Genomic DNA, 20816 nt, shown 5'->3' with positions numbered 1-20816 from the left:
TGTCTCTTAGTTAACCTATTAAGAAACAAAACGAATAACTATCTCCTAGTTGCATCAAGAGATAGTTATTCGTATTATGTTTCGAATAATTTCTTGCAACTGGCTGTCTAAATTAGACCCTATAGCTTTGTGTCATTAGGTTTCCCTAATTTTACCGATTTAGTTGTTAATTTAAAGTTGATGTTTTATTTGGATCATGAATCATTTGTATTCCTTTAACATGCCCTGATATCAAGTTGATATCTAATGCATTGACAATACTATCATCATTGACTAATCCTGATAATATCTTGTAGGCTTCAATGGTTTGTGAACCCTTTACATGACTAGATAAAACATTGATATCTAGGGCATTGATAATTCCATCACCATTTAAATCACCTTTTAATATGACTGTAAACAAATCTCTGATTTGACTTGGGTCTTCTTTATCATACATCACAACCATCATGCCACTTCTTACCACATCCGTATCACTTAATACGTTTTGATTGGCATCTAAGAATACTAAACCTTCTGTATCAAAGTTTCCTCTTAAGTTCTCAAGTGTTTGACCTAAGAATACACCCATTAAATATATTGGATTGTCTGTTTCAAGTGGCGTTCTTTCATCTACTGGGATGATTGCTGTTATTTCTGCATGGAATAATCCAAGTGTTGAATTTTCTTTAAGTTTAATCCATCCATTATATTCATAGATTGCTTTTAAGGTAATATTACCAATCGTACCTTCATCAATCTTTTCTATAAATTGGCTAGATCCACTCATACGTCTTTGTGATGATTTTTGAGAAATATAAACCAATTCCCAACCTACGAAGATATAATCCTCTTTATAAGCACCTTGAAGATTCAATGAATCTTTAATGGTATATGTTGTTGGGTTAAATGCAGTTCCACCATCTAGAATATATTCTATCTGATAGATTATTGGAATCCACTCCGCATATAAATCTAAACCTTCTTGTTCAAATAAGATTGCCTCACCATCTGCATAGATCACATCATCACTATCAGGATCAACTTTCCACCCTGCAAAGAAGTAACCCCTCTTCTCATAGACTTGGTTTGGTAAACTGATTTGGTTGCCATATGTTTCAATCATTGATTCTAAATAACCACTATCTGCACCATTATCATTAAACCTAATTTGATATTGATATGGCATATAGGTTGCTTTAACGGTCATGTCTGACTTCACTTGAATTAAGTTTTGATCCCATCCAGTAAATCCATGACCCATACGTTTAGGTGTAACAATTAACCCCACACCACTCATACCGTATTTCACTTCTTTTTCACCTAAGAATGTTCCATCGTAATCTAAATAAGTGACCGTATATGTACGTAATGTTTCTTCAAATACAGGTTCTATTGTCATATTTTTGTTAATTGATGCTAAGGATTGATTCCAATGACTAAAGATATATTCATATATCACTGTAGGCATCTTGCTAGGTAAGACTGAAGGCAAGGAGGCATCCATTCCGTGATTAATTGTTTGAACCTCTAAAACCGTACCATTTCCGTTTAGGAATATGACTTGGTAGGTCTTCCAAATTTCTTTATACTGTGCAACAAAATGAATATGGTCGGTTAATAGATCGGGTACAACTTTATCCCAACCCATAAATTCAAATCGAACAAACTCTAAGGATTCTTTTGTAGGATGCGTTGGTTGCGTAATTTTTGCCCCATAAATATCTGTCATTTGAAGTAAAATAGTTGTTCCATCATCATCATAGAAGGTATAAACATATTTTCTTAATACACCTACATATCGCGTTTGAACTGTTAAATCACCTTCGATAAAGTTAAACTGTTTATCCCAACCAATAAACATATACTCATAAATTGGTGTCATCGGTTTGGTTGGTATATTGGTAGGTTCAGTAGCACCATATCCATAGAATACTGTTTCTATTTTTAAAGTGTTTCCTGCTTCATCGATAAATATAACTTCATATGATTGGAGTGTTCTATCAAAAATTGCTTCAATCGTTAAGTCGTTTCTAACCGGCATGATGAGTGTGTCCCACATTTTAAATGTATATATATATTGTTTTGTTGACTTTTTAGTTGGAATATATGATGGATACGTAAACTCTCCACCATAAGGTATTTTTTGTTCATCAACTACAAGTCCATCACCATCTATAAAGCGAATGGTGTAGGTTCTAATGACTTCATCATAAAGCGGTGTGAAGACAACATCTTTTGTTAATTTTAAATCAACTGTTGGGCTCCATCCAATAAATTCGTACTGATGACTTGCTGTCATCGGTTTTAATGGATGATTTGGTTCAATAATTGTTGTTCCATATGGAGCCTTCACTTCTTTAATAATATTTCCTAAATAGTCTTTAAATGTATATGTGTATTCTCTTACTGTTTTAACAATAACTAATTTTGTCTCTACATGATTTGTCACATTTTGATACGATTTAGACCATTCATAACTAAATATAAATTCATCTGTTGGTTCTATTGGCTCAATAAAAGGTGCAGTGGCATCTTGATTTTTACCAACACGTTCTTCTTTAATCAATACGCCATTTGTATCCACAAAGCGTACAATATAGGTTAATTCCACCATATCGAATAACGCAAACACATCGAGATGATTTTTAATCACATCATAGGATTTATCCCATGCTCTAAAGACATAAGAGTGTGTTTCTGAATTTGATTTTTGTGGGATACCATTCGGTGTTTGAGCTCCTTCATTAAAGGTTACGGTTTGTAGTTCAAAGACTCTTCCATCACCATCAATAAATCTGACTTCATATGTTCTTAAGACTTCTTCAAATATTGGATAAATATCTAAATTTTCTCGAACATAAGTATAATCTTGATCCCAACTGCTAAATGTATATAAATATTTAGGGTCCGTATGTGTTGGAGGTGTAAGTATTGGTGCGGAAGCATCCGTTCCATATACGACCGTCTCTTGATGGATGAGGTTACCATCTAAATCAAAGAATCTGACGATATAATCTCTCGGTTCTATACCGTAAATTGCATATACGTCCAAATGCTCTTGAATGTTATCAAAGTTTTTATCCCATCCTGTAACAACAAACACATAACCATCACCTCGGTCTATAATTGGTGTTTGTCGAATCGGGTCTATTGCAGGATTACCATAGGTGATGGTTTGTTCATCCAAGATGACGCCTCCATCCCCAATAAATCTAACTTGGTAGTGCCAATCAATACGTTTAAATATCGGTTCAATCGTTAAATCACTTAAAACAGAATATGCATCTTGATTCCATCCCATAAAGAGATAATAATCATTATCGTGTGGTGTTTTGGTCGTTGTAAGTGGAACACTTGCACTCATACCATGTTTTATGAATTGTTCACTGATGATGTTGCCATCACCATCTTTAAAGATGACCTTATATGTTCTAAGACTTTCATCATAGATTGGATAGATATCTTGGTTAGAATCTACAAAGCTTGCATCGACTGACCAATTTCTAAACGTATAGTGCGCCGAACCTTCATCAGGTTTTATCGGCCCATCTGGAATCAGTGCACTTTGTCCATATTCAATGACTTGTCTTGAAATTAACACATCAAATGCATCAAAATATCGAATCACGTAATATTTGTCAATTAAGTTAAATACAGGTTCTATCACTAAATCTTCTGTAACATCCATATAGCTTTGATCCCAACCAATAAAGATATAGAGTTTTTGGTCTGGAGCTACCTTTGTTGGATTCACAGGTTTTTTCGCATGTTGATTTGGTAATACATGTTGAGTTTCTAATATTGAACCATCACCATTTAAGAATGTAACAATATAATATGCATATCTTGCTTCAAACTCTGCATAGATCACTAAATTGCTTGTAACTACATCGAATGAATCACTCCATTTGATAAATTCGTAAGTGACTTGATCTGTAGGTGATTTATAAGGTATTGGAGCGATTGCTTTTGCACCATAACCGACAGTAACAATAACTTCTTCATCTCCATTAACAAACCTTACCTCAAATGTTTTCAATCTTGCTTCATATCGGGCATAGACTGTTAAATCACTATCAATAAAGTCTAGGTCTTCACTCCATCCCATAAAGATGTATTCATACTGAATATTAGGATGTATATAAGGTTCAAGTACAGGTGGTGTTGCTGGATATCCATACTCAACTCTTTGTACAGTGAGAGGTTCACTTCCTGTTGGACCCATAAATGTAATAAAGTAATATTTTTCAACGGAGATAAATTCTGGATATATATCTAGATCAGTTGTGACTAGATTAAATGATTGATTCCATCCTGTGAACTTATACGCTTCTGTTTCACTGGATTTTTTTCTAACGATTAAGTCACTTGGAAATGTTGCTTCTTGTCCATATAAGACGGTTTCACTGTAAATTAACGCACCATTTCCATCATAGAATTTCACTTCAAATGGTCTTAAGACTTCATCAAATGTCGCATAGATATGCATCTCACCTAAACAATAATCTAAAGACTCGCTCCATCCATTAAATTCATACTGATATTGGTCTGTTTTTGTTTTAGTTGGAATGATACTTGGTGGATTTAATTTCGATAAATATTCTTGATTAAGATCTGTATGAATTAAATTTGAATCCCCATCATACCAGTAAACTTTATAGTATCTATCAATGGTTTGATAGAGTGCATGAACCGTTAAATCAGATGTAATTTCACTTATAACTTGATTCCATCCTATAAACTGATAGGCTTCCATTTCAAATGCATTTTTAAGTGGATAACCTGATTTTGGAATTGCCTCACTTAAGTAAGGCACACTCAACTGATCATAAATCTGTCCATTTCCATCTATAAATGTAACTTCATAGTTTCTGACCTTTTCTTCATAGATTGGATGAATCATCAGATTTTTTGTAATCAGTTTTAAGGATTCACTCCAAGATACAAATTCATATGTATGTGAAATAGATGCTTCTTTAACAGGTTTAACGATGATATCATATGCAGATTGTAAGTATTCAACGGTTTGTGTCTCAATAACGTTTCCTAATGCATCATGGAATATAACAGTATAATAACGATCAACTTCCATAAAGGTTGGATAAATTTCTAAAGGACTCGTTACTGCTAAATCAAAGTCATAGTTCCATGAACTAAATTGATATGCAATATTTCCACTTGATAATTTTCTAGGAATTTCACTAGGAATGTTGATAGTTTTTTGATATTCCACATAAATCTCTTTAAAGAATAAACCATTACCATCATAGAAAATGACTTTATAGAATTTTGGAATTGCTTGATAATTTGCAGTAATGACTAAATCATCATCGACACCTTTAGAGAAATCATAATTCCATGATTCAAATGTATAAATCCACTCATTCGTTGAATTCTTTAAAGGAATGATTGAAGGTATGGTTAAAAGATCACCATATGTATGATAGGTTGTTTGAATGGTTTGATTGTTGCCGTCTACAAATTTAACTTCATAAGATCTTAATTCATATTTCGCAATGAGTGTATCTAAATTGTTACCATCATACGGTAATAATGAAATACCTAAATCATTAGTCATTTGTGTTTCATTTAAATTAGAATCTGTTTTAAAGTAACCTATAAAACGGTAACCTAGTTTTGTTGGAACATTTAATTGATAATGATATCCAACAATGACACTCATGTTTTTAAGACCTTGGTTTAATCCTTCATCATATGAGATATTATCTAATACTCTTTCTGTTGAATTTTTAGAATCATTTAATACATTTAAATGTGTATGTTTTGAGAATATAGCTAATTGAGGATAGTTTTTATTTGTTTGTTGAATATTAAACTGAGTTGTCCAATAACCTTTAGATAAATCGAAATTCATTTGTGAAGATGCAGTACCTATTGAATCAATTCGCATCATAAATGATGGGTCCATACCAAAGACAACATCAGAATCAGGTGAATTTGAAACTGCCTTTTCAGGTTTCTTCCATGTACCAAATGGTGCATAGGATTGTAAGGTTAATCGGTCATAATAACTATTTTCAACAGCTCCTGAGTTTAAGAATCCTACGAGTGTACCTAAATGGTTTTGACCATATAAGATACCGGATTGGTAACTGTTATGTAATAAGCCATCTAAATGACCAATAATACCACCCACATAGTCTTTACCAAATACATCCCCTCTATTGTAAACAAATTCATTAAGGTTTGTACTTTGTCCGATTAATCCACCGGTATAATTTAATCCTTTAACCGTTGCTTGATTATAAGAACTCATTAAGATACCTTCACTGTATCCGACGATACCTCCAGTATAGTTGAGTCCTTCGATTGATCCTTTTACTGAGATATTTTTAATAACTGCACTCTTACCGGTTCTACCGAAGAGTCCAACATAATCTCTTGATTGTACGATTGATACATTAAATGTTGTTCCATTACCATCAAATGAACCATTAAATATAAAATCTTTTTGTCCAACAATAACATATTGATACATAGCTTCATTCGTAAAATCTAATGTGCCAACTTGTTTCGATACTTGAATATATTGATTTTGATACGTATTTCCACTATTAACTGTATCTGCAAAAGCAATCATATCCGCTTCATTCATAATCATGAATGGGTCATTTTGTTTACCACTACCATATGCAAATGTATGGGTTGTAACAGATACTTTTGAATCCTCTGCAATTGTTTTATTCGTGGATGTTGAAAGTAATTTAATTTGTTGATAATAACTGAATTGATCAAATGAACTTAATCCAATGAAATCATTTGGTCTTGAGAAGTTCATTTGATTCGTTTGATTTCCAATACTCTTTAAACCTGTCATATGTCCACGGAGTAATGGTTTTACGGTTGTTGTATCTGAAAGGTTTCCAATTGCTTTAGAAGGTTTAATGCCTGAATAGTTTTTTAGATTATCTAAAACTGTTTGGTCATAATAACTTCTTTCAATAACTCCACCTGTTTTTTGTCCAATGATTGCTCCAACATCACGTTTTGCATAAACACCTGCCGCTGAGTATGTATCGATCACTGTTCCTGTATCCATAACACCTAAAATACCACCTGCTAAATTAAAGTCAGAGTAAACTAAACCTGTATTATAGCTTGAATAAATTCTTGGTGCACTAGACCCACTCATATAACCACTAATACCACCGACGATACCGGTTTTCGCATAAATTGTTCCATGATTAAAACTACTTCCAATAACACTTAAGGTTTCACCAGCAACACCTCCAACGGATGTATCGCCTTCAATAGATGCCATATTGTATGAAAGTTCGATGATTCCTTTATGAATACCTGCTATACCTGCAACTTGGGTAAGTCCTTTAATCATTCCTTTATTAAAGGAGTTTTTAATCGTTCCATCATTTTCTGCAACAATACCTGCTACATAAGAACCATTTGCCATTACATGACCATGGTTATATGCATTTTGAATTGAACCTTTATTGACTGATACAATCCCTGCAATGGAATTACCATTTGCTGATTGTATCTGTACGAAGGATTCAATGTTTTCAACTAATCCTTCATTTCTTACAGCAAGGGCTGCCAAATATGAATTACCAATAATTGATCCTGAAATATTAATATTTTTAACCGATGCATTCTCACCGATTAAATAGAATAATGCTAAGTTATTTTCACCTGGTTCAATAAAGACCATAATAAAGTTTACACCATTACCATTAAAATGACCTTCAAATGGTGCATCTACTAATCCAATTGGTCGGTAATCTATCGATTGATCTGTTAAATCAATCGTTTGTACACCATCTTTAACTTTAAAATGTTTTTGATCAAATGAAAAACCTTTTTCAACAAAAAGTTGAAGTGTTTTCATGTCTTTAGTATCTTTAATAATATATGGATTTAATAATGTTCCTTCACCATCAAACACTTGATATTTGATGGACTGATAAGAATCAGTTCTAAAGGATTCTAGACTATGTTCATTAAAACTTAACAACTCAGGATAATAACTTGTAAAGTCATTACCATCTCTTAAATACCATGCTTCTGGATTGAAGTTCATGGTCTTATAAACACCTTCAAGCTTATCAGTTCCTACCATAAATTCATGACTTAATCCTAAAACATCGAGTTGTTCTGGTTGATTTGAAATACTTTGAACAGGTTTAACTAATAAGTTAATTGGTCTAGCCTCTTCAATAATAGATAGATCATAATACGCATTTTGAATTTGACCTTCATTTTGTCCAACAAGTCCACCTAAAATACCTAAACCATAAATTTTTCCTGCATGGTAAACTTCATTCATTGAACCTTTAGAATAACCACTTATACCACCCACATAAAGGTTATAGCCAACAATGTCTCCTCGGTTATATGAAGATTCAATACTTCCTTCTAAATAACCTACTAAACCACCTAAGTAAGTGCCATAGGATTCGATGAGCCCCATATTGAAACTTGATTGTATAGAGGATTCAGTCTCAGCGTAACCTGCAATACCACCTGTGTAACTTAATTCAGTACGTACATATCCGTTATGGTATGACATTTCTACCGAACCACTGCTTGCTAGATATCCAACCAATCCACCTACATAAGATTTACCTTGAAGTGCGCCTTCATACATACCCTCATAGAGTTTATGGCTTGAGAAACCTAGTAATCCACCTACATATCGTTCGCCTTGAATGGTTGCAGTGCTTGTTACATTTTCTACTTGTCCTTGGTTATATCCAATGATACTACCTACATAGTTTTTACCAGAAATTAATCCACTCATATGAATGTTTTTAATTTGTGCATCTAGGCTAGTGACACCAAATAAACCTAAATAATCGTTTCCATTTAGATTAAGTTTTATTTCTATATTATTACCATCGAAGTTACCTTTAAATGGATGTGTTAAAGAACCTATCGGTTGATAAGTTACATTTGAATTGGATAAATCAAACATTGTTTTAGATGTTTGTAATTTAAAGTTGAGGTTATTCGAGTCGATTGCTTCAAATCGATTGCTCATTGCAAGCAAGTCCACTTCACTTAAAATAAGGTATGGAAGACTAAGACTTCCATCTCCCATGAAGATGGTTTTATAAGTTGAATCATTCATTTTTTGCTTCGCATGATGAATTGCTTCATCATTAAAGACTTTCAGTTGTGGTAAATAACCATACAGGCCTTCTGTCAGCTCAACTTCAAATTGATCGGTATCAAATAAGAATCCTTGGTGCCATGCTTGCATCATCTCAACTCTATATAATCCCTTAGTAAATCCTTCATCATCCATATTTGAAATTGCTTTTGTAGCTTTTTTAGCTTGTGTACTTGTTTCTAATATGGATTTGTCATAATATGCATAAAGTAAGGTACCTTGATTACTATAACCAACAATCGCACCAGCATAGGTTCCTGTGACTAAACTACTATTATAGACGTTTATTACTCTACCTAAACTATATCCTGCAATTCCACCTGCATAATATCTGTTACTTGAAACATTACCAACATTAAAACTATTGATAATACTTGCACCCTTGGCATGATACCCTGCAATTCCACCTGCATAATTAAACTCTGCATGAACAGTTCCGCTATTGAAACTATTTTCAATGAATCCTTCATTATATGCAGTAATACCCCCTGCGTAAGCATTATAGCTACTATGTTGATTCACAAAAATTTCTACATGACTTTGACTGTTAGAAATGGTTCCTTGATTTCTACCTGCAATACCACCATGTAGACGACCACCATTAATTGAACCACTTACAATCACATTTGTTACAGTTCCATTTTTTCCAATATATCCAAATAATCCTGCATAGGTAGAAATATTTTTAAAGTCAATGATAAACTCTGTAAACTTCGCGTTAAAATGACCTCTAAATGGATAAGACTGATTTCCAATCGGTAAAAATCCTAATTGAGGGTCCGTTAAGTCAATCATTTCAATTCCATCGAGTACTTCTACGTATTTATCCAGTAAGGAAAGTTTATTAATTGTTACTAATTCTGATAAGGCAACCATATCTAAAGCATTTTTAATTAAATATGGATTTTCCTTCGTACCAGCACCAGAGATTCTATTTAATGTGACACTTAATTTAGATTTTGTACGGATAAAGTCTTGTGGATGTTCCATAAAACCTTTTAATTGTGGGAAGTATGCATGCATACCCACGGAAGAGGCACTCTTAAAGATATCTTGGGAACTGAAAACAAACTCAAATGCTTGATATGCTTTATGTGAGGATAAGATATTTTGGTCGATACCTCTTAGAAGTGTTCCTTCATCTAGGTTAGAAACCGCATTTAATTCTGGATTAATTTCGTTTCGTTTATCTAAATCATAGTATAAGTACTCAGCAAGTGCTGATGCATCACTATAACCAATTAACATACCTTGGTGCATGAAGCCTCTTACATAAACACTTGCATAACCATCTGTAATGGTTCCCTTGTTGTAACCAACCATACCACCTGTATAAAGGTTTAATCCTTTAACTTCTGCATGAACATATGATTTTTCTAGGATTCCTTGGTTATAACCAACAAGTCCTCCGACATAGCTTTCACCTTGAATATGTGCAACAGAATAAACATTTTCAATTAAACCATTATTATATCCTGCAATCGCACCTACATATTCTTGACCAGTAATTGATCCTTCAATACTTAAGTTTTTTACGATCGATAATTCACCGATATATCCAAACAATCCCGCTTCTTGATTGGTTTGCATCTGCAAGATGAAATTGACATAATTTCCATCAAAAATCCCTTGGAAAGGTTGTGTTTCAGTTCCAATAGGTTGATAATTTAATCCGTTTAAGGATAAATTAATTTCAGTAACTGTATCATGTACTTTAAAGTATGTATTTTCAAACGAGATTCCATCATTATTCGCATCACTTAATGCCACCATATCATATGCACTATAAATAATGTAAGGTGATGCACTTGTTCCTAGACCATCAAATACGAATGTTTCAACCGATGTTTTAGAATCCGTTTGATGATTGACAATAAAGGATTGACTAAATCCTTTTAATTCTGGATAAAAACGTTTTAATCCAATAGATTCTGTAAGGTTAAAGTAATTTGGATTTAGTGATATATAATTTCCATAATTCGTGCCATCTTCTGATAAAATATCCAGTCCTGTTAAGGATGTTTTCATCACGCCTCTTAAATCTTGTTGATCGAGTTTATTACCCACTGCTTTGGTTGGTTTTACACCAACAAGTCCAAAATCAGATAAAAGAACGGATACATCATAGAATGCATTATTTTCTACCGATTGAGTTTGACTTAAACCGGCAATTGAACCAGTTGATGTTTGATTTAAACCTCTTACAATACTAGCTACATATACTTGGTCAATCCATGATTTTTGTCGACTTAATCCAACAATACCACCTGTTTGTGCACCACTTGAACGTACTTCCCCTCGGTTATATGCATAAGAAATTAAAGAACGATCATGTAACAACCCTGCAATACCACCTGTATTGGTCACTCCAGTAATTGCTCCATAGTTAAAGACTTCTTTTGCTTCACTTTCTATTTGTAAAATACCTGCAATACCACCGGTTGCATCTCCTGTACCTGTGACATTACCCATGTTATATGATAATCGAACATTGGTTTTTGATCCAATATCACCAGCAATACCACCTGTGTATCTTGCACCTTTAATGGTTGCTTTATTAGAAACATTTTCAATGGTTGCACCACGAATCATACCTGCTAAACCACCTACATAATATCGACCTGTTACAGAACCTGTAATATCAATATTTTTAATCAAGGCACCTTCACCAATAACACCAAATAAACCTTGATAATCTAGGTTTGTTTGGTTAATATTAATCAAGAATGTTTGATAGTTGCCATCAAATCCACCTTTGAACATGGATTGGAATGTACCAATTGGTTTATAGTTAAGTAGTGGATCTCTTAAGTCAAATATAATCTTTTCAGGACTTGCTTTAAAATATATACCTGAAAATGAATCAGTTGAACTTACCTGTGATAAAAGCGCCATCTCTGTTTCATTTTTAATGATATATGGATCATCTTTTGTACCTTCACCTTGTTCAAATCGGATGATTCTTACACTTTGTTTAGAACGGCTGGAAATTACAGTTAATGGATGACTACTAAATCCATTTAACTGAGGCATGTGAATAAATAAACCTTCATCAGAAATTGTTTTAAATATGTTAACATTTAAATTCATTTGGAATGCTTCACTTCCAATTGAGTTTAAACCTGTCATATTGAGTTTATCTAAACCCTTCACATCATCTTGATTCTCTTGATTTGATATCGCTTTTGTTACTTTATTAGGATTAGTATCTTTTATGTAATACGTATGGTTATAATAACTATTTGAAACCGTACCTGAATTATATCCTGCGACACCACCTACGTGGCTTAGTCCATAAAGCATTGCATTAACGTAAAATTCAGAAATAGAGCCTTGATTAAATCCTGTAATACCACCAATATATGAACCCGTTTCAGCTTCAATATTTCCTTTAAAGTAACCATAAGTTAGAATACCTAAATTAGAGCCTGTAATGCCCCCTACATACGCATTACCTTTAAGATATGCATCTACATAAATGTTTTCAATTTGGCCTTCTGAATAACCTGCGACTCCACCTACATAAGATAAACCTTGAATGTTACCTGATACCGATAGATATGCAACCGTTGCATCACTTGATAGAACACCAAATAAACCTTGATAATCTAGGTTTGATTTTAAATTCAGATTAAAGTTCGCATAACTTCCATTAAAGTGTCCTTTAAATGGATTCGTAGAATTTCCAATAGGTACATATGATACCGTACTTAAATCAAAGGAATGAATACCTAAGTCTACTTGATAATAAATATCTGTTGTATCAAAACCTGATTGAACTGAAACGGATAAACTCATCATATCTTGTACAGTTCTAATTAAGTAAGGTGACAAATTGGTTCCATCTCCAAGAAGTGGGGTTGTTGTAACAGATAATTTAGAATTCGACTTAAGATTAGATTCTTTGGTCGTTGTAAACATAAGAATTTGTGGATAATATGATTCATTTCCAACTGATTCCTCAAATTTCCAAATACTATCAGAAAAACCTAGTTGTTGCATCTCATAACCTAACATGGATGTTTTTTCTAGTGCTGTTTGACTAATAACTGCAGATGGTTTAAATCCTCCAACTGGAGTATAAGATTTTAAAATGGATGCATCATAATAATTATTCACACGTGCATTCGCACCTGATGAACTATATCTAGCAGGATTATGGTAACCAATCACGCCACCTACTAGGTTTGTTGTAGATGAAACGAGTGAAGCACTATAAACCTGATGGATACTATTACTTGTATAATCACTTGATGATACTCGGTTATACTGATACGTTGTTCCAACAATTCCACCGACTTGAGTCGTACCAATGATTTCTGCTCTTGTATATAAATTAAGTAATTGACCGGAGTGTAGTTGACCTAGAATACCACCTACAATGGTTGTTCCTACTACTTTTCCATAGAATCCGGATTGTTCAATCTTTCCACCCACTTGGACACCAACAAGTCCACCCATGTATGTTCCACCTTGGATTTCACCGGATGCAAATGTGTTTTTAATAGTTCCACCTGTGAGTCTACCTGCAACAAATCCACCTACATTTTGAGTGGTAGTTATTGTACCTTGAATATAGAGGTTTTCAACAACACCTTTTAATTCGCCGAAAAGTCCAAATGTTTGTTCTGTTGGATTCATTGAAACAATAAGTAATTTGAAGTTTCCATCGAAATGTCCTTCAAATGGAAGGTTTTGTTTTCCAATCGGTTTAAAATTCTCTAAATCAATGGATGTGACACTATCTTTAATTTTGAAGTAATTTCCTTTGAATGTGATACCGCTTAAAACAGATAAACTTAAATTATCTAAATCTGCCTTGGTTTCAATTAAGAATGGATAATCAACCGTTCCTAATCCACCTGTTAAATCTATATATGCTAAAGAACGTAAACGGTCTTCTACATTTTTAAGTGTGTGTGTGCTAAAGGTTGATAATAAAGGATAATACCCATAAGTTTCATAAGGGCCATCTTTAATAAATCCGTTAATGGATGCTGTTTGGTTCATCAGTGCACCAGTAGAAACTGCAACACCAACCCCTGGTTCTGTTGATGGTCTAAATCCAAATGTTGCATCTTGCGGTTCTTTTGCTAAAACACCTGTATCGTAATAAACATTTTGTCGAATATTTTGTTGATTATAGCTTGAATAATAATTAGGATTTAAATAACCCCATACACCACCAACAATATTGGTAGATGCACGTACAACCGATGCATTATATAAATTTTTAATGGTTGAGTAATAATATGTATCGGATGCATGACGGTAATATTGTAGTAATGCACCAACTAATCCACCGACATAACGGGCACCTTCAACAAGACCATAGTTCATCGATGAACTAAGTTCACCTTGTCTTAAATATCCTACCAATCCACCGACATAATCTGTTCCTAAAATTCTTGCAGCATTATAGACATTGGTAACCAGCGCACCATGGCTTTCAGCAAGAATTGCTGAAACAAAGTTTCTACCTGTAACAAATCCTGATGTTGAAAGATTCTTTATGGTTCCTTTATCCATAAATCCGAATAATGCAACCCTATCTTCTAAAGTTCTATCGATACTTAAAATAAAGTCTACACCATTCCCATCAAATGTTCCTCTAAATGGTTTACCTGGTTTACCAATTGGATCAAAATCACTTAAATCGATTTGATCAATACCTTCTTTTACAATAAAATAATAATTATCATATGTATAACCAATTGAAACATTATAGCTTAACTGATCCATATCTTCTTTTGTTTCAATGATAAACGGTGAACCTTCAGTTCCTAATCCACCTTCAATATTTCTTGTTACAGATTGAAGGGATGTTTCAATTACACGGTCAATACCACTTTGAATAAATGTGGATAACTGTGGATAATAACCGAACTCCGTATTCTTTTCTTTAAATGTCCATAAACTGGATGATAGACCGAGTTGTTGCATCTTCGCTGCATCAAAGTAATTATCAGAAGTTAAAGCATTCGATGCGAGTGCTGGAGGTTTTATACCAATAGATGGTACAAATAAAGCATTTAACGAACTATCATAAGTATTATTTTGATTGATGTTTTGTTGATTATAACTGGAATAAAAACTGAGATTTGTAAATCCAATATGACCAAATACGGATGTAATACCTGAAATATTTCCTTTATTATAGGTATTAGAAAGTGTCATGTATTTATAGTTATCACTACTATGTCTATAATATTGATAGAAATAACCAGTAATACCACCTACGTTTTGATTACCTGTAATATCACCTGTATTATAACTATCTTTTGTTGTAGCTCGAACGCCATTACCATTCATGAAACCTGTAATACCGCCTAGATAGTTGACTTTACCAGTAATTCTTCCAATATTAAAGGTTTGTTCGATCATACCAGAATCTTGTAAACCAACAATACCACCAACGTAGCTATCACCTGTTATGATTGCTTCATTAAATACGCTATGTATTCGACCAGAAAGAGATGGAGATTGTTTACCATAACCCGTTCTTCCTGCAACAGAACCTACATAGTTTTTACCAGTAATTGATCCACTAATTGATAAGTATTTAATCTCACCCATTCCAATAACGCCAAATAAACCTTGATAATCTAAGGTTGGTTGATTAATACTTATATTAAAGTTTGACCAATTTCCATCAAAACTACCTAAAAATGAAGTTTGGATGTTTCCAATGGGTTGCCAGTCTGGCAAATTAAAAGTTGTATTCGGTGTTACAACTTTGAAATAGAACCCTTCAAAAGTTGCACCATTTTTTACATCTGTGGATAATTTCCACATATCGGTTTCATCATAAATCTTAAACGGATGTTCTAATGTGCCCAAACCGTCTTTTAAATCATATATAACTGTAGTTTTAGATAAATTTTGGATTGTTTCATTTGAATGATTTCTAAAGTATTCAATTTCTGGATAGAAATCATGTGTTTCTGTTTCTTCTCTTGTCACAAATCCAGTAAGTGTTGCACCAAGTAGCGTTGCTCTTGGTTGATTGATTGCTTGATTTAATTGATCTGGTATACTATTAGGTTTATAAATAAAGTTAGCATCATATGGATCAAATGAAATGATTCTTGCATCATATACATTTAAACTCCAAGGATTTGCTTCTGAATAACTTGAATAATAATATGTACTATATGAACCAATATTTCCACCTACAGTTGCAGTTTTGGCTTTCACTGTTCCTGCATTGTAATTCATTTGAATTGTATTTCTTACATAAAGAGAGGATGAGTGTCTTACATATCGGTAGGAATAACCAATATTTCCACCAACGTTAGATGTTCCATAGATTGAGCCCATATTAAAAGTATACTTTAAACTACCCGTATAAAGTCTACCAACAATACCACCAACTTCGCTTGCTCCTATAATAGTAGCTGTATTATATACATTATAAACTTCAACACCTTGCATATATCCGATTGCTGAACCTACATAATTTTGTCCAGTAATAAATCCGGATACAGAAAAGTTTTTGATAACTCCCATATCTGCAAGACCAAAGATACCCATATAGTTTTTAGTAGGTTGATCCATAGAAACGTTAAAATTCACACCATTTCCATCAAAGGTTCCTCTAAATGGTTTGGTCGCATCACCAATTGGTATAAAGTTTTCTAAATCAATTTGATCTATTCCTTCTTCTACTTTAAAGAAATAATCTTGATAAGTATTACCTTTTAAGACATTTGAACTTAACTGATCCATGTCTTCTTTTGTTCTTATAAGGAAAGGATTAAGTTCCGTACCTAAACCATCACGAATATCAATACTTGTCGATCTAACTGCATCATTAATAACTCTTGTAACACCAGAATCCATAAAACTTTTTAATTGAGGATAATAACCTGTTGTAGAAGTTTTTTCTTCAAAAGTCCAAAAGTTTGTAGAAAAACCTCTTTGCATCATCAAGGTTGAATTAAAGAATGTTTCAGATGTTAATCCATTTGTTTGAAGCGTTGGTGGTTTAATGCCCACTTCAGGAATAAATAATACATTAATTGAATCATCATAAATATTATTAGAATTGGTATTCGGTTGATTATAACTTGAGTAATGATTTAAATTTGTATAACCAATATGACCAAATACACTACTTGCACCAGAAACTAAACCAGAATTGTAATTGTTCTTTAATGTGCTATATACATATTGAGAACTTGAATGTCTATAATACTGATAAAAATATCCTGTAATACCGCCTACATAGTTTTGGCCTATTATTCTACCTCGGTTATAAGACTCCTCAACCGATGCAGAAACACCTGTACCATACATAAAACCTGTAATTCCACCTGCATAATTTAAAGTGGATTGAATACGTCCTTCATTATATGTGGATTTAACACTACCACTACTGATATATCCAACAATACCACCCACATAGCTTTCACCTTGAATGTTTGCTAAATTATTGACATTATAAACTTGACCACCTAAATTGTCTAACCCAAGCCCAAGTCCTAAACGGCCTAATACACCTGCTGTGAAGTTTTTACCTATGACTTGACCACTAATGGTTAAATTTCTGATATATCCTTTAGCAAACCCACCAAAAAGTGCTTGATAATCTTGATCCGGACGATTAATATCTAACTCAAAGAGTGACCAGTTACCATCAAAACTACCATAAAATGGTTTGGTTGGTGAACCTATTGGTACAAAGTCAGGAAGGATGAATCTTGAATCGGTTGTTTCTACTTTAAAATAATATTTTTCAAATGTGTTTGATGCATTCACACGGTTTGAAAAATCAATCATATCCGCTTCATCTCTAATTAAGAATGGATGTTCAATGGATCCTATTCCATCACTTAAATCTATTTTAGAATACTGGATTAATCTGGATTGTATAATCGGGTTTGTATGTGTCGTAAAATATGTTTGAACTGGATAATACCCAAATGAATCAACAATCATTCCATCGGTAAAATTTGTTAATTTTAAGGTACCATCTACAAACTGTTGTGTATATAAATAAGATGTATCATTTCTAACTGTTTTATCTTTAAATCCGTATACACTCATATCCATATTTAACATTGCATAATTTGTATCGATATGAATGTTTGTCCAACTATTCAATTGGTTATAACTTGAATAATAGCTTGAACTATAACCACCTATCCAGTCACCAACGTTGGCAGTTTTTGCTTGGACTTTACTACGATTATAAACATTTAAAATTGTATTTTGATAATAAAGGGATGAACCATGTCGTTGATAACGATAACTATACCCAATCACACCACCCACGTAACTTTGACCCATGACATGTCCTTGATTGATTGCATCTTTAATCGTACCTCTTAATAATACACCCATGATACCACCGATATAATCTCTGGTACCAATGACAGTTGCTGTATTATAAACGGTTGTTACAATACTGCCATTGTTATAACCTAAAACGGAGCCCACATATTGGTCTCCTTGTATGATTCCTGATACAGTTAAGTTCTTTATACTACCACCTGATGCATAACCAAATAATCCGATATATGATTCAGAAGGTCTATCAATTGCTAATTTAAAATTAATTCCGCTTCCATTGAAGTTTCCATTAAAGGGTTGAGTATTTGATCCAATGGGTTGGAAATTACCTAAGTCTAATTCGTTAATTGAGGTGTCGATAACAAAAAACTTGCCTGTCATATTCTGTCCAGATTTAACAAGTTCAGATAGCGACTCCATGTTTTCCCTAGTACCAATTACATAGGGATCCAACTCAGTACCTGATTCAGACATAAACGTTCCTGAATACGTATAAGTTGGTACCAATAGACCTACATCATCAGTAGAATCTATTGGAGCGAAAAATGGAATCTGTGAAATTAACATGTGCAAGCCTATCATTAGGATGAAACTTATAATCGCACAGTAGATTCGTTTTTTCTTAGTTAGCCTCATACAATCCTTATCGTATAGGTTTGTAGTTTACTGATTGAAAACTACTATAACTATAAATAGACTGTAACATATCAGCGTTTTCAAGTCAAAGGAAGTTATAATAGAAAAAACAAATTTCACATTTTAACATAAATCGCTCAATAAAGAGAAAAAAAGTTTCAATAAAAAAACTCAAGTGATTATCTTGAGTTTTTAAATGTTCTCTTTTTTATGCCAAGTATCAAACCAATAGTCCAATTGTTTCTTAATTAACTTATAGGTTTTATTAAAATCCCCTGTAACCATTGGATCTGGTACATTTTTCTTTGGTATATATGTGTGTACCTTACTTTGATAATATCCTTCTTCAAAACTCTTTAAAAATTTCGTATTGAGTTTATCCATCCCAATAATATAATCAAACTCAATAAAATCTTTTTCCGTAATAGGTTTAGATGTCTTATCTTTCATGTCAACATCTAATGCTTTAATCTGATTCAAAGTCTCTTCATGAACTTTCAAGTTCTCCCAATTTTTAATTGCTCTAGATTCAAATATAAACTTATCTTCAATACCTTTTTGTTTTACATAACTTTTAAACATGCCTTCAGCCATGGGTGAACGACAAACATTAGCTAGACATACAAATAGTACTTTAATCATAAGTGTTCCCCCTTACTTATATTTATACTTAAACTCGTTTTAATCGAATGCGTTCGACTTGTTCTCTCACCATATCCGATGTAAGTTGTTTTCTTAATACATAACGATTTCTTGGATGTAATCTGCAATGATCTGAACATGATCCTAAATATTTTTCTTCTGATGCTTCAGATGCTAATATTTGTTTATTACAATCTGGGTTTCCACAGTTGATATACCTTTCACAAGGTTCACCCGTAAAATAATCCTTACCTACAATCACATGTTCATGTTTGTTAATATCTACAGCGATTCTTTCATCAAAAACATACATTTTTCCATCCCAGTGTTTACCTAATGTATCACGACTTGTTCCATAATTGTGAATACCACCATGAAGCTGACTGACATCATCAAAACCTTCTTTTAATAACCAGCCACTAAATTTCTCACAACGTACACCACCGGTACAATAAGTTAGAATCTTTTTACCTTCGAATTTTTCTTTATTTTGTCTAATCCATCCAGGTAAATCTCTAAAATTTCTAATCTCTGGTTTGATTGCCCCTCTAAAATGACCTAAATCATATTCATAATCATTTCTTGCATCAATTACTACCACATTCGGATCTTCTAGTTTTTCCATAAATTCTTTAGGTTCTAAATGTTTACCTGTGAGTTCTAACGGATTGATATCTTCTTCTAAACTTAAATTAACCAACTCTTTTTTTGCACGTACATGCATTTTTTTAAAAGCATGTCCAGAAACGACATCAATTTTAAAAAATGTATCTTCAAAACCACTGATACTTTTTAAAAATGTCATATATTTATCTGTATCTTCAACTAATCCAGATACAGTTCCGTTAATACCTTCATTTGCAACTAGTATTCTACCTAATAAATTGTTTTCTTTACAAAATTTTAAATGTTCTTTTACAAATTGTTCGGTATCTTCAATTGTTCTATATTTATAATATAGTAAGACACGATAATTATTATTTTCCATAGTGAATTTCCTTCTTTTAAAGCTTGCACTATATTATACCGAATATGGTCTTTATTTCAACTTTTTTGCTTACAACACATAATTAGCACTCAACACTTGACAGTGCCAAAAAAAGGTATTATAATA

3 protein-coding genes and 1 riboswitch are annotated in these 20816 nt (G+C 33.0%); all 3 genes read right to left on the bottom strand.

All coding sequences use genetic code 11. The annotated features are described in order from the left end of the window. Nucleotides 1-91: 91 nt before the first annotated feature. Nucleotides 92-166, bottom strand: a riboswitch (cyclic di-GMP riboswitch). The 3 genes from B5X49_RS07375 to trhO all read right to left on the bottom strand — a co-directional run bounded on the left by B5X49_RS07375 (nucleotide 167) and on the right by trhO (nucleotide 20690). After that, nucleotides 167-18991 (bottom strand): dockerin type I repeat-containing protein, encoded by an 18825-nt coding sequence (locus B5X49_RS07375; protein WP_045748985.1) that lies wholly within the window; start codon nucleotides 18989-18991, stop codon nucleotides 167-169. A 261-nt stretch (nucleotides 18992-19252) separates the two neighbouring features. Next, complete coding sequence (locus B5X49_RS07370; protein ID WP_045748984.1) at nucleotides 19253-19702, bottom strand: arsenate reductase/protein-tyrosine-phosphatase family protein; 450 nt, start codon at nucleotides 19700-19702, stop codon at nucleotides 19253-19255. Between the two features lie 28 nt (nucleotides 19703-19730). After that, a complete protein-coding gene (gene trhO, locus B5X49_RS07365) occupies nucleotides 19731-20690 on the bottom strand; it encodes an oxygen-dependent tRNA uridine(34) hydroxylase TrhO (RefSeq protein ID WP_045748983.1) in 960 nt (319 codons plus the stop codon). Nucleotides 20691-20816: the final 126 nt, after the last annotated feature.

The sequence above is a fragment of the Acholeplasma oculi genome, from assembly GCF_900166985.1.
GTDB classification, from domain to species: Bacteria; Bacillota_I; Bacilli_A; order Acholeplasmatales; family Acholeplasmataceae; genus Acholeplasma; species Acholeplasma oculi.
Note: the sequence above shows the minus strand (reverse complement) of the source record. Positions and strands in the feature narration are given on the sequence as shown.

Bases quoted from the DNA above. Each gene is read 5' to 3' on its own strand.
- trhO (WP_045748983.1), bottom strand. From the start codon at position 20,690: ATGGAAAATAATAATTATCGTGTCTTACTATATTATAAATATAGAACA.
- B5X49_RS07370 (WP_045748984.1), bottom strand. From the start codon at position 19,702: ATGATTAAAGTACTATTTGTATGTCTAGCTAATGTTTGTCGTTCACCC.
- B5X49_RS07375 (WP_045748985.1), bottom strand. From the start codon at position 18,991: ATGTTAATTTCACAGATTCCATTTTTCGCTCCAATAGATTCTACTGAT.